The 13,297-nt window shown below is 31.5% G+C and carries 10 protein-coding genes and 1 pseudogene; 4 read left to right on the top strand and 7 right to left on the bottom strand.

The genetic code is table 11. The features are described 5' to 3' along the window. The first annotated feature begins 117 nt into the window (after positions 1-117). The 3 genes from SUCMO_RS0105485 (at position 118) to SUCMO_RS10415 (ending at position 3,601) form a co-directional block, all read left to right on the top strand. The gene (locus tag SUCMO_RS0105485; protein WP_019879558.1) at positions 118-1,443 is read left to right on the top strand and encodes a nucleotide sugar dehydrogenase; all 1,326 of its coding nucleotides are present in this window, start codon (positions 118-120) and stop codon (positions 1,441-1,443) included. A gap of 76 nt (positions 1,444-1,519) precedes the next feature. Beyond that, the gene (locus SUCMO_RS0105480) at positions 1,520-2,923 is read left to right on the top strand and encodes a cache domain-containing protein (protein ID WP_169336632.1); all 1,404 of its coding nucleotides are present in this window, start codon (positions 1,520-1,522) and stop codon (positions 2,921-2,923) included. Between the two features lie 6 nt (positions 2,924-2,929). Then, a complete protein-coding gene (locus tag SUCMO_RS10415; protein ID WP_156819252.1) occupies positions 2,930-3,601 on the top strand; it encodes an EAL domain-containing protein in 672 nt (223 codons plus the stop codon). Between the two features lie 77 nt (positions 3,602-3,678). On the opposite strand, the gene SUCMO_RS0105470 is transcribed toward SUCMO_RS10415, so the two are convergent. From SUCMO_RS0105470 to SUCMO_RS0105440, 7 genes and pseudogenes are all read right to left on the bottom strand, one after another. Next, entirely contained in the window at positions 3,679-5,208 is a 1,530-nt protein-coding gene (locus tag SUCMO_RS0105470) for a sodium:proton antiporter (RefSeq protein WP_019879555.1), read from the bottom strand. Between the two features lie 26 nt (positions 5,209-5,234). Beyond that, positions 5,235-5,921: a replication initiation protein gene (locus tag SUCMO_RS0105465; protein WP_019879554.1), complete on the bottom strand. Its 687-nt coding sequence runs from the start codon at positions 5,919-5,921 to the stop codon at positions 5,235-5,237. A 190-nt stretch (positions 5,922-6,111) separates the two neighbouring features. Then, entirely contained in the window at positions 6,112-6,540 is a 429-nt protein-coding gene (locus SUCMO_RS0105460) for a helix-turn-helix domain-containing protein (RefSeq protein ID WP_019879553.1), read from the bottom strand. 606 nt (positions 6,541-7,146) lie between these two features. Beyond that, positions 7,147-7,347, bottom strand: coding sequence for a hypothetical protein (locus SUCMO_RS0105455; protein ID WP_019879552.1), 201 nt, complete (start codon positions 7,345-7,347; stop codon positions 7,147-7,149). A gap of 96 nt (positions 7,348-7,443) precedes the next feature. Next, entirely contained in the window at positions 7,444-8,700 is a 1,257-nt protein-coding gene (pepT, locus tag SUCMO_RS0105450) for a peptidase T (RefSeq protein WP_019879551.1), read from the bottom strand. 57 nt (positions 8,701-8,757) lie between these two features. Next, positions 8,758-10,309: pseudogene (locus SUCMO_RS10815) on the bottom strand (AbgT family transporter). 125 nt (positions 10,310-10,434) lie between these two features. After that, entirely contained in the window at positions 10,435-11,601 is a 1,167-nt protein-coding gene (locus SUCMO_RS0105440; RefSeq protein WP_019879549.1) for an iron-containing alcohol dehydrogenase, read from the bottom strand. A gap of 106 nt (positions 11,602-11,707) precedes the next feature. Here SUCMO_RS0105440 and SUCMO_RS10405 point away from each other — a divergent pair, with 106 nt between their 5' ends. Beyond that, the gene (locus tag SUCMO_RS10405) at positions 11,708-13,285 is read left to right on the top strand and encodes a sensor domain-containing diguanylate cyclase (RefSeq protein ID WP_019879548.1); all 1,578 of its coding nucleotides are present in this window, start codon (positions 11,708-11,710) and stop codon (positions 13,283-13,285) included. The last annotated feature ends 12 nt before the right edge of the window (positions 13,286-13,297 follow it).

The following is a 13,297-nucleotide window of genomic DNA, read 5'->3' as shown; positions in this document are numbered from 1 at the left end:
TTTTCAAGGCAATTTTTAGTTAACTTAGAAAAAATCGACGAAATTTTTCCACTATTATGATATAATACTTTTAATACAGAGATATTTTCAGATATTTGTAGTTGGGAGTGTGCCATTATGGATTTATATACAAAATTATTAACTAAACAAGCTAAATTATCAGTTATCGGTCTAGGATATGTAGGAATGCCTTTAGCTGTAGCATTCGACAAGAAAGATATTGCAGTAATTGGTTTTGATTTAAATTCCGAAAAAATTGATTTATACCGACAAGGACTTGATCCAACTTTTGAAGTTGGTTCTGAAGCCTTAAAACATAGCAAGATATTCTTTACAGATGCTGCAATTAGTTTGCGTGAGGCTAATTTCCATATTATTGCTGTTCCTACACCAATTAACATTGACAAAACACCTGACCTTTGTCCAGTAGAAAATGCCAGTGTTATTCTCGGCAGGAATCTATCTAAAGGCTCTGTAGTTGTGTACGAATCCACTGTTTATCCAGGAGTTACCGAAGATATATGTATTCCTATCCTTGAACGTGAATCTGGTCTAAAATGCGGGCAAGATTTTCTAGTTGGCTATTCTCCGGAACGAATTAATCCTGGTGATAAAGTAAATAGACTAGAAAACATAGTTAAAATTGTTGCTGGTCTAGATAGCTCCACCCTCGATATCGTAGCTAAAGTCTATGAACTAATTATTGAAGTTGGAGTATATCGTGCGGAAAGTGTTAAAGTTGCAGAAGCTGCTAAAGTAGTTGAAAACAGTCAGCGAGATATTAATATTGCCTTTATGAATGAATTAGCAATGGTTTTTGATAAAATGAAAATTGACACAAATGAAGTTATAAAAGCTATGAATACCAAATGGAATGCTTTGAAATTCTATCCTGGCCTAGTTGGTGGTCATTGTATCGGAATTGACCCTTATTATTTTATCTATCAAGCAGCAAAACTAGGCTATCATTCCCAAATAATTCTAGCTGGCAGAAAAATAAATGACGGGATGGGGCAATTCATTGCTGATGCTGTAATTAAAGAACTAGTCCTTGCCAATAAGAAAGTTATTCAAAGTAAAGTATATATTTTGGGAATAACCTTTAAAGAAAATTGTCCCGATATTCGTAATTCAAAAGTAACTGACGTAATCACCCGCTTACAAGAATATGGTATCAACCCAATTATTATTGACCCTTGGGCTGATGTTGATGAAACAGCTTCTGAATATGGTCTAAAACTTGATACCCTTGAAGATATTCATGACGCCGATTGTCTGATTTTTGCAGTTGCCCATCAAGAATTCAAAAATTTATCGTTAGATAAGATTGCTTCATATTTTAATTCTCAATTACCGCAAGAAGAAAAAATTATTATCGATGTAAAGAGTATATTAGATAAGTACGCGATATCCCAAAAAGGCTATCGTTATTGGAACCTTTAATTTCTATTGGAGGTCAAGATAATGCATTTATTTAAGACAAGTATTATTCGAAAAATATTTTTCGTTGCTGGCATAAATTATATTAATTTTCATAATTTATGCCAGTTTTTTCAACCTTAAAAATAAACAGTATTTTGAACAAACTAATAAAGACTCCCTTTTAAAGGATGCCAAACAAATCGCTACAGAAGTTCAATTATTCATGAACACTTACCAAATCATTGTAGAGCAAATGCAGAAAAGCCCTGATTTTGCGACAATTGCGTCTCGATTAAATGATAGAACTGCCAAATTCACCGACCCACTTTATCCTAAAATCAACAATCGCCTCCAACAAATAAGACAAAACGACAATAATATTGCTTTAGTTTATATTGGTGTCCTAAAAAGCAATGATTTAATTACTAATATCTACGAATATGCTCCCCCTGCTGATTATGTCCTTAGCGAAAGAAATTGGTATAAACAGAGTAAAAACCTCAATCGTGCTACAATTACCAGTCCTTATATCGACATTGTAACCAAAAAAGTAGTACTTACAATTTCTATTCCATTACTTAAAGATGGTATCCAAGTTGGTGTTGCAGGCTTAGACTTAATGCTCGATGATATTTATAAGATAATGTCAAATTATAAAATTGGCGATAAGGGTTACGCTGTTTTACTTAGAAAGGACGGTTCAATTATCTATCATCCCCAATATGATTTTTCTCAAAATTGGAATGAGGTAAACATTTCTGATTTACTGGAAAAAAATTCTTCCACTATTCTTTCAGGAAAAAGCGGCTTAATTGAGTATACTTATCAAGGTGAGGATAAGTATCTAGCTTATCTTCCTATCGAAAATTCAGATTTAATTGTAGCCGCCATTATTCCCGAATCCCAAGTCTATGCGCCTTTAAAAAGTTTCCTTTTTACAAATATCCTGGTTTTATTTTTAGTATTAATCCTTATTTCTATCCTCCTAGTTTACTTAGAAAAAACCATTGCTAAACCTATTGTTATTATTTCTAATGCCTTAGAAAATTTTACCAAAAATGATTTATCGATAACTTTGCCAAATGAATTGCTCTTGCGTCAAGATGAGATAGGAAATCTTGCTCGCAGTTTAAAGTTCATGTCGCAGAAAATTTCTAATCATGTTTTAGAAATTGATGAGCGCAACTTAGCTTTATCAGAAGAAATAAGTATTAGAACGATGATCCAAATACGCTTGGAAATGATTTTGAAATTACTTTCAGGAACTCGTGAAGCAATATTTATTTTAGATGAAAGCTATACTTGTTTATACAAGAACAATGCTTTTGAAGAATTAAATATTACTCCCAAAGATGACTTCGATAAAGTCAACATTATTGATAAAATTTTATCTAGCAAAGCTCACTTACTGCAAGAACTTTTAAAAACCGGACAAATTGTAAAAGAAGTTTCTTTTCAAAATAATAATGGGATAATTATTTGTTTATTTGATAGATTGTAAAATAAAATAATTGGTTTAGAAGCGCTAATTCGTTGGCAACCTAGTAATTCTAATGTTGTAATTCCACCAAATCTTTTTATCCCACTAATTGAAAAATCAAACTTAATTATACCTATCGGCGAATGGGTATTAATTACTGCTTGCAAATTTGCAATGTTTCTTTTAGAGCAAGGTTTTGAAACTCCTGTCGCAGTAAATATCTCTCGTTTGCAATTTAAAAATCCCTATATTATTACCCTCATTAACTCAGTGCTAGAGGAAACTAAATTACCCGCAAACCTTCTAGAACTAGAAATCACTGAAGGAATTTTAATGGATAATCACCAAGAATGTGAGTTAATTCTTGACGAACTTAAAGGAATGGGTGTAAAAATTGCTATTGATGACTTTGGTACGGGTTACTCTTCTCTTTCTTATCTGAAGCGCTTTGCTGTTGATAAAATTAAGATAGATCGTTCCTTTATAAAAGACATTCCTGAAAAAGACAGTGGTGTAATAGCTAAAGTAATTATCGACTTAGCTAATAACCTTAGAATTAAGGTAATTGCCGAAGGCATTGAAACTGACGCACAACTAGACTTCTTAAAAGTAAATAATTGTTTTGAAGCTCAAGGGTTTATGTTCTCTAAACCCCTAAAATCTGATAGCTTATTAGATTTTCTCAAAAAATATCAATAACAGCTTTTACGCAAGATGCCCGCCATAGATCTAAACAGATTTATGGCGAGCATCTTAATTATTTTTACTAAAATGTATCAACTGAAAAACAACACCGTATTAAGCAAAAATAATGGGATTAGCACTACTCCTGACCAAAGCATGTATCCAAAAAAGCTGGGCATTTTTATTCCATTTTCTTCAGCAATCGATTTAGTCATGAAATTAGGCGCATTGCCAATATAAGTATTGGCGCCCATAAAAACAGCCCCACAAGAAATTGCTAAAAGAACGTGTTCATTTATTATACCTAAGTCTGTTATGATACCTATAGTCTCCCCCATTTGTCCGGCAATGCTTACAAAAACAAGGTATGTAGGAGCATTGTCAAGGAAACTCGATAAAATTCCCGTAATCCAGAAAAACTGTGCAGGCGAACTTACACCGAGTTCTCCACCTCGCTCCTGGAGAATTTTTAAAGCTGGAACTATTGTGGCAAATATCCCTGCAAACAATAAGGCTACCTCTTGAACTGGATGCCAATTAAATTTATTCGCGGCTCTTATTTCTTTACTAGTAAATTTTAAAGACAATACAGCCATAAAAATAATAACAACATCACGCAACAAATTTAAATAACCAAGTTTAAATTCATGCCCTTGATAGTTCATTAAACTTATTCCCTTAGCACTATTTGCCGCTACATCAAAAAATAACGGATTATGAGCTAATGCTCCACTAAGAATGACCGCTAATAAAATACCACCCAAAAACACTAAATTATGAAGGCCGTGAATCTTTATTTTTTCGCCCACGCTCTCACTTGGACTTTCTAAGCTAAAAAATCCTTTGAAGAAATTTAAACTCGACATTTTTTTTCTTTTATAGTATAACTCTTTGTTTTCTCTGCGATAAAAAAAACTGTCTAACATAAAATAAGTTATTAATAAAAGAGTAACATTAAAAATCCAAGGTTTAAACAAATTTAAAGTCCAAAAAAAAGGTACGCCATGGAGAAATCCTAAAAACAAGGGTGGATCTCCTACTGGTGTCAACGAACCGCCAATATTACTAACTAAAAAAAGCAGAAAAATTATCGTGTGAACTTTCATTTTTCTATTAATATTTGCACTTATCAAAGGACGAATTACAAGCATTGTAGCTCCTGTTGTACCGACAATGCTTGATAAACAAGTCCCTAAAAAAATTATCAAAGAATTCGATAAAGGAGTATTTGGCAATGTTCCTGCAACATTTATCCCTCCAGCTACAACAAAAAGTCCCGCAACTAAAATAATAAACGGAATGTAGTCAACTATCATAATATGCAGAAATTCATACCAAGCTTGTTCTAACCCAAACAGCAGGCCTGAAGGAATTACAAACAGCAACGTCCAAAATAAACTAATCTTCCCCATATTGTCTTCCCACCAATGCATATTTACAATTGGACAAATTGCTATTGATAGCAAAATACCGACAAAAGGAATTATACTCCACAAAGGGAAGGAAACACTTTGAATATCACCAGCTGCGAACGAGATACTAGGTATAAAAAAAATAATACTTAATATGCCTAATACCTTTAAAATCCTGTCTTTAACAACTTTTTTAGAAAATTTCTCCATTTTTCATCCTCCACTTATTTAATTTTTTAGTTTATACTGAATTCGAAATTTATATATTCTACCTTACGTCCTATTTTTTCAGGAAAATATCTTATTTGCATATCAGTATTTTTATTTATATCCCTTTCCAGCATATCTAAAACATTAACTCTAAAATCAAAATATTTTTTATAGCTACAACCTAATAATTCTATAAGCTCTATTAAAGTAAAACGTATTTTATTCGCCCGATTTATTTCATAATAATATTTTAAAAAGATATAAATCCCACCCGAATATTGGCTTTTCATTTTCATTAATTCTTTACTATTAAGATATATCAAAATACTTTTCAATTGAAGTAAAAATGGTTTTAAATAGCAATTCAATTCGATAATAATATGTTTTTCTTGATAAACTATTGACTGCACCCAGTGTGTTTGTCTTGTTTCATTATTTTTATCTTTAAGACTTAAAACTCTACTCAATAAACGTCTACAGGCATCCTTTATTTTTTGTTGACCTTTAATTTCTTCCAGTCCACAAATTTGCAATAAATTATGATTTTCAAATTTTACAAATTTCTCATCATTGCTTTCCATTTTTAAAATTATTTGTTCAATAATTTTTTGTTCAAGCAAATCTAATTTATATTTAGCTTCTATTAATTTTAAAGATTGAGCAAAATAAGCTTTATTAAAAAAATCCAGAAATAAATTACTTTTAACAGCCAAAAAATCACGTCCTCATAATATACTAATTAAAATATAACACGAAAACTAGTTTTTTGTAAATCCTAGTTTTTTATTTTTTTTTTTTATTTTATCATTATAGTTATCTTAAACACAAATAACAGAACCATTATATTAAATAGCAGTTCTGTTATTTGTATTTATAATATTTATTCAATTAAGCACCTATTGTTTATTCCAAAAATTCCGTCTCCTCTAACTCTTCCAGTAATTGATTTGTTTCTATAACATTTAAATTTTTGTTCAATGCATGTAAAATAACACAATCCCACTGACTACGAATATATAACTCGCCTACATTAGCTAATTTTAGCAAATATTGTGTTTTAGCTATATCTAATTCTAAAGCAATAGCTAATGCTAGAACTTTCTTTCTAGATGGATTTCTGTCCCCTGAAAAAATATGATACGCATAACTTTGTTCTAAACCCGACTTTCTGATAACATGTGCTTTAGTTAGATTTTTTTCCTTTAAAATTCTATCTAAGTATTCCGAGAAATTTTCTTTTTTAAACTCTTTGTTATTTTTAGCAATAAAATGTTTTATGCAGGAAGTGTTTTTCAACTCTTGAATTAATTTATACCTATCTTTATTTTTCATATTGTTACTCCCATTTAATATTCAAATAAACTTTTCAAATAATTCATTCTGTTAAAATTCCAAAACTTCTTAGCTTTCTCCTATTAGAACAACCTTTTTTCCTTCTTATCCTTTAGAATGTACTTGTATCTCACTAAACCTCAAGGATGTGATAAAAATAGAGACTATCTTATGTATAATTTACTTATTTTTACTATGCTGCTGTTGTGTTTTATATCGAGAATTAAATCTAGAAACTTCGGAATTTAGTTCAGAAAAAATTATTCTTGCTTTATTATTAATATTTATTACCATCCCATTATTAAGCATTTTTTTTATCGAAAAATCATTTAACTATTAATACTTATATTGTATAAATAATTTTATTGGTTATGTTGTCCTATAAGAGCAATAATTAAATATTTTTACAAATAAAGATATAAAAAAACTGCCATATTCTTTTACAAAAAGTCCATATTTTTTTATTATAACAATTGTAATGTACAATATTTGTCTACTACAAAAACAAAAACTAAAAAGGTAATAAGCTTTTAATCCTATTACCTTCTTAGTTTTTTATTCATATTCCTGCTATTTTTTTCTAGAATTACCTTTTGGTTTTAGCCATTACATATTTTTATAGGTACAACTTAATATAATTTCTCGTTCTGCATTATCAATTTCTAAGGTTTCTACGCTTGCCGGACCTTCTTCAGTCAAAGTATCTACTAATAAATCTTCTAAGCCACCGTCCACATACCAGTTATATAACTTTTCTGCCATAATCTCCGAATCTTGCCCAACAAAGGTAAACGTAACTTTTTTCATAGTTAATATTCTCCTTTACATTGTATTAAGCTGGTTTTTAAAGTAATTATATCATAATGGTTTATATTCGATGAAATTTTTATTTTAAAATCAACTTCATTTGTTTTTATTAGTATAAATCAATTTAACAATTTCTAACATCATTGCACAAGATTTTTCAAAAGAATCTATTGGCAAAAACTCACTATTAGAATGAAAATTATGAGCACCGGTGAAAAAATTAGGTGTAGGTATCCCTTGAGTTGAAATGTATGAACCATCTGTTCCACCGCGCATTGCAATTGTTTTTGGTTCAATTTGCAAATTTTTCATCGCTTGGTAAATATAATCAACACAATTTTTATTTTCATCCGTAATTGCATCGCGAATATTACCATATACATCAGTTAAAGTATATTCAATTTTAGCTCGAGGATACCTTAATTTAATAAATTCTATTACTTCTTGTATGTATTTTTTTCTATTTTCATAACGTAATTTATTATGATCACGAATATTTAAAGTAACTTTGGCTAAGCTTTGATTGGACTCCATTGCTTGTACCCAAATATATCCATCAGTTCCATCAGTATTTTCAGGTGTTTCTAATCGATTGAAACAATTTATCAAGTCAACTGCTACTAAAGTTGGATTTAGAAGTACCCCCTTTGCTGACATCGGATGTGCACTTATCCCCTTTATATTAATAATTGCACTTCCAGCATTAAAAGTTTCATAAACAACTTCTCCAAGTTCACAACAATCAATTGTATAGGCAAAATCAATAGGAAGTTTTGAAAAATCAATAGTTTTTGCGCCCTTTAAACCAACTTCCTCATCTGGAACAAATACAAAATACAGCTCACCATGATAAAGCGTTTTGTCTGCTTGTAAGATCTCTAAGGTCGTAAGCATGGTAGCTATCGCTGCCTTATTATCTGCTCCTAAAACACTAGTACCATCACTGCAAATAATATCTTGTCCAATGTATTTTTTTAATTCAGGATGTTCTGCTACTCTTATGAATATTGCCTGATCTTTATTTAAGCAAATATCTTCTCCAGCATAATTTTTAATTATCTGAGGTTTTATATTGGGACTTAAATTAACATCAACTGTATCAAGATGAGCTATAAAACCAACCTTGGGTAATTCCCCTTTAAACTCTTCTGGTAAATTTGCTGGTAGTCTGCCAATTAATACTGATGTGTCACTTAAAGATAAGTCTACTAAGCCTAATTCTGCTAAATCTTTTTTTAAAACTTCAGCAAGTTCGCGTTGCCCTGGTGTACTAGGAACTTCTAATACTCCTGTCTTACTTTGACTACTAACAGCTACATAACGGAAGAATCTGTCAACTAATCTTTGTCTCATAAAAAACACTTCCTTTATAATGATATTAAATTTAGGAACATAACTTTTTAAAGATTTTTAGCGACGTGGGTATAAATAATCCGCTTGAAAACCTAATGGAATATCAAACCACCAAAATAAGTATAGCATAACTGTCAGCACAATCATTAGTGTTATTGTGTAAGGTAACATCATCGAACTTAGTGTCCCGATACCTGCTGATTTAACATATTTTTGACAATAAAGGATAAAAGGCAAACATTGGCGTTACAACGTTTACGGCCGAGTCACTAACTCTAAAAGCAACTTGAGTAAGCTCTGGGGCAATACCTACAGCCATAAGCATTGGTACAAAGATCGGAGCTAAAATCGCCCATTTAGCTGAAGCAGAAGTTATAATCAAATTTAAAAACGCAACTAGCATTATTATTCCGAAAATTGTAACTTGTGGTGGTAACGCAAGAGCTTTAAGAAATTCTGCTCCCGAAACAGCAATTAACGCGCCTATATTAGACTTGCCAAAAGCATATAAAAATTGCGCCGCAAAGAAATAAAATACAATTAGTTGAACTAACGTTTTAGCAATATCTTCCATAGCCTTGGTAAAATCACGTGGCGATTTAAAATTTCCCGAAACAATTCCGTAAACAATCACCGTACCTGCTGCTAAGACAAAAATAATTGATACTATAGATTGCATTATTGGTGCTTTAAAACTAGCAATGTTACCAGACGGATCTCTTAATAGCGAGTTTTCTGGTATAAGTGCTAACCCTAAACCTAAAAGCATCAAAAAAATAAATCCTGTGGCAATAATAAATGCTTTATTTTCTTGTGAACTAATTTCAGCGCGAGCATCATTTTCCTCAATAATATCTTTGTCTAGCGGACAAGCTTTTTTCAACCATGGCTCAACAATTTTTTCTGTTGTATACCAACAGCTAGCTATAACAAAAAACGTTGCCCCAAATGAGTAGAAATAATTGCACAAAACATTTACTTCATAACTAGGATCAATGATACGTGCCGCACTTTGAGTAAAACCTTGAATAACAGGGTCAATTGCTGAAGGAGTATAGTTTGCTGCAAATGCTCCTGCTATTCCCGCAAAAGAAGCTCCTATCCCTGCTAAGGGGTGTTTCCCGGCTGCATAAAACATTGCTGCCGCAATCGGAATAATAATTACATAACCTGAATCTGGGGCTAAATGACTCAACATCCCCACAAAGATTACTGTCGGTGTTATTAAGAACTTTGGTGTTATAGATAATAGTTTTTTTAAGCCTGTATTAATATAACCTGATCCTTCTGCAACACCAATACCTAATGTTGCAACTATCACCATTCCTAAAGGTGGAAAACTGGCATAATTATTTACCATTTTACTTAACAAATCAACCATTGCTGCCCCACTAAGCATATTTGTTATTTGAATGGTTTTCCCTGTAGCTGGATGAATATATGCGAATTGAACACATGACAAGATTGCAGATACTACGCATACCACTAAAAAAGCAATAATAAATAAAATCGTAATATCTGGTATTTTATTGCCTACGCGTTCAATAAATCCCAGTATTCCGCCTGTTGCTTTTTTTCTTTTTCTTTGATCATTATTTGGCCTCCTAATATTTTTTTAAAGCAAGTATAATTATAACACATTTATGCAACAATTGACTTGTAATTTTTCAACCCCAAATCAAAAGAAATCCTTAACATTCCTGTTAAAGATTTCTTTGCTGTAAAAGATAAATATTATAATGCAGCTCTGTATATTTTATTTATATCCTCGCTGCTTAAAGCAACATATGCAGTTTTCAAAGCCAAAGTTGCAGCTTTTTCCGACATTTCTTCGAAGTAAGTTTCAGAAACATCTAGCTCGTGCAGTTTCTCAGGCATTCCTAACGCTGAAAAAAACTGTCGAGTTTTTGCTATTGCCAATCTAGCAACGCTTTCCTTATCTAAGCCAGCATCAATATTCCAAACATTGGTGCCGTACTCATAAAATTTATCCAATGTTTCTTCTTTAAGAACATATTCCATCCAATGTGGAATAATAATCGCTAACCCTACACCATGTGTTATATCATAATAAGCTGATAATTGATGTTCAATGCTATGACATGACCATGGATCTGCTTTGCCAAGTGATAAAGAACCGTTTATTGCCCAACTAGCCGCCCACATCAAATTAGCTCGTGCTTCATAATTATTAGGAGTTTGTAAGGCAATCGGTCCATATTTTATACAAGCTTGTAATAATCCTTCACACATCTTATCTTGAATAAAACTAGCTCGATACCTACTAAAATAATTTTCTAAAACATGCGACATGATATCTACAACTCCAGCAGCAGTTTGATATCTTGAGACTGTAAAAGTATAGGTTGGATCTAAAAAAGATACTTTAGGCCGCATTAATGGATGTCGAGTACCGATTTTTTCTTTCGTTTTCATATTGGAAATAACTGCAATAGTATTCATCTCACTACCAGTTGCCGCCATTGTTACAACTGTGATAATTGGTAAGGCGTCAACTATTTTATTCGGCGCCTTGACAATATCCCATGCTTCAGCTGGATAAAAAACTGCCGTTGCAATTAATTTAGCTGTATCAATGCTCGAACCCCCGCCAACAGCTAAAATAATATCACAGTTTTTTTCACGACAAATTTTTATTCCTTCTTCAACGGTTTCAACTCTAGGATTCGGCTGAACACCAGCTAATTCCTCCCATAATAATCCTGCTGATTTCAAAAGCATAATTATTTTTTTATAAATACCATTTGCTTTGATGCTACCTCCACCATATACTATAAGCGGTTTTTTTGCACCTAGATTATTTAACTCAATTATTAGATTATCCAGTTGATTTTTACCGAAATATATTTTAGTATCAATGTCATAAATAAAATTTTGCATATTAACCTCCGTTAATTTCTTTCTAAGTTATTATAACATATTTTACATTTCTATATTTATTGATATAATAAAAGAATATAGATTTTCTTAAGGAGGGGAGTTCTTTTTGTATAATTACCAAATTAACATTCTTATATTAAGTTCCGACTCCGAAATCGAACAAACACTTACTAAATTGGCTATTGAATTTTCTTCAATTCCCATAAAATTCAATACCGCAAGAACGTATGAAACTTCCTGCTCAATAGACTACCTTATCTTAGATACTAATTTTGCTGAAGAATTAACTTTAGATTTTTCTGTAACTACAATTCCTACTATTTTCCTCATTAAGCAAGGGGCTTTGCCTCAAAAGTTAGAATTTTGCACTTCGCATATCTATAATATTTGGTTCAATTTTGCTAATTCCAAGCTATTTAAACCTCAATTTAAGACTTTCCTTGATTCTCTTAAAACCAACAGAGAGTTACATCAAACAAATACTTACTTAGATACTTTAATAAATAATATACCTAGTCTTGTCTGGTTTAAAAATCTCGCTGGAATTCATTTGAAAGTCAACGATGCTTTTTGTGATTTAGTAGGTAAGGCAAAAACTGATATTGAAGGTAAAAACCACTATTATATCTGGGATATTCCCAAAGAAGTATATGAGAGAAGTGATTACGTTTGTTTAGATACTGATTTAGTCATTATTGACTCTAAAAAACCTCAAGCATTTGATGAAAAAGTTTTTAGTAAAAAAGGAATGCGCCAATTTACTACGTATAAGGCTCCTATATTTGATGAAAAAGACAACTTGGTAGGGACTCTAGGCTGCGCCTATGATATAACTGAATTGAAAAACATCAATACAGAATTAGAATTGATTTTAAATAGCATGCCTTTTGCTGTTTTGATTGAGGACAATGAGCACCACGTACTTAGTGTCAACAAAAAATTTCGAGAAATATTCGGTATTGATCATAAAACTTTTTTAGGGAAAATATACGACTTTAATGCCCTTATCCAAGATTCTAATTTCGAAAGTCTCTTTTTTGATGCCCATAAAAATATTCATCTTTATAAAGATAATACAGAAATTATTCTTGATTTACAAACTCATCCTCTTTTTAATTTTTTTAAAGATAATATCGGTAATATACATATCTATCGTGATGTAACTTTAGAGAAAAGTTTTGAAAATCAATTGCGTCAACTAGCTTATACTGATCAGCTTACTGGGCTCTATGTTCGTCATTATCTACATGAAATAACTAATACAACAGATACTCGAAAATTAAATTTACTATATATCGACTTGGACAATTTTAAAAATGTTAATGACACCTACGGGCATTTATTCGGCGATAAAATTCTTTGTCAATTCAGCGATCTGTTAAAAACATTCTTTCCTACAGAAACGCTAGTCCGAATAGGCGGGGATGAGTTTGTCGTAATTTTAGATGAAACATTCACTCAAGAAACAATTAAGGCTCGTGCTGATTTTTTTCTCCATGAAGTAACAAAAATCTTTGCGCCTTTTGAACCAACAAGGTGCTTATCAGCTAGTATAGGGATTGCTTTTAGTAATTCTAATAATTACTGTATTGATGTAGTTTTGAAAAAAAGCGACCAAGCCCTTTATAAAGCTAAAAAACAAGGTAAAAATTGCTATGCAATTTATGGTGAAAATAACAAATAAGAAACAAAACCT

It is taken from the genome of Succinispira mobilis DSM 6222 (assembly GCF_000384135.1).
GTDB lineage: Bacteria > Bacillota > Negativicutes > Acidaminococcales > Succinispiraceae > Succinispira > Succinispira mobilis.
The sequence above is the reverse complement of the archived record's forward strand: the minus strand, read 5'-3'. Positions and strand labels throughout refer to the sequence as shown.

Excerpts from the sequence above, each read along its gene's own strand:
- SUCMO_RS0105460 (WP_019879553.1), bottom strand. The coding sequence starts at position 6,540 with ATGAAAAATAAAGATAGGTATAAATTAATTCAAGAGTTGAAAAACACT.
- SUCMO_RS0105455 (WP_019879552.1), bottom strand. The coding sequence starts at position 7,347 with ATGAAAAAAGTTACGTTTACCTTTGTTGGGCAAGATTCGGAGATTATG.
- SUCMO_RS0105485 (WP_019879558.1), top strand. The coding sequence starts at position 118 with ATGGATTTATATACAAAATTATTAACTAAACAAGCTAAATTATCAGTT.
- SUCMO_RS0105440 (WP_019879549.1), bottom strand. The coding sequence starts at position 11,601 with ATGCAAAATTTTATTTATGACATTGATACTAAAATATATTTCGGTAAA.
- SUCMO_RS0105470 (WP_019879555.1), bottom strand. The coding sequence starts at position 5,208 with ATGGAGAAATTTTCTAAAAAAGTTGTTAAAGACAGGATTTTAAAGGTA.
- pepT (WP_019879551.1), bottom strand. The coding sequence starts at position 8,700 with ATGAGACAAAGATTAGTTGACAGATTCTTCCGTTATGTAGCTGTTAGT.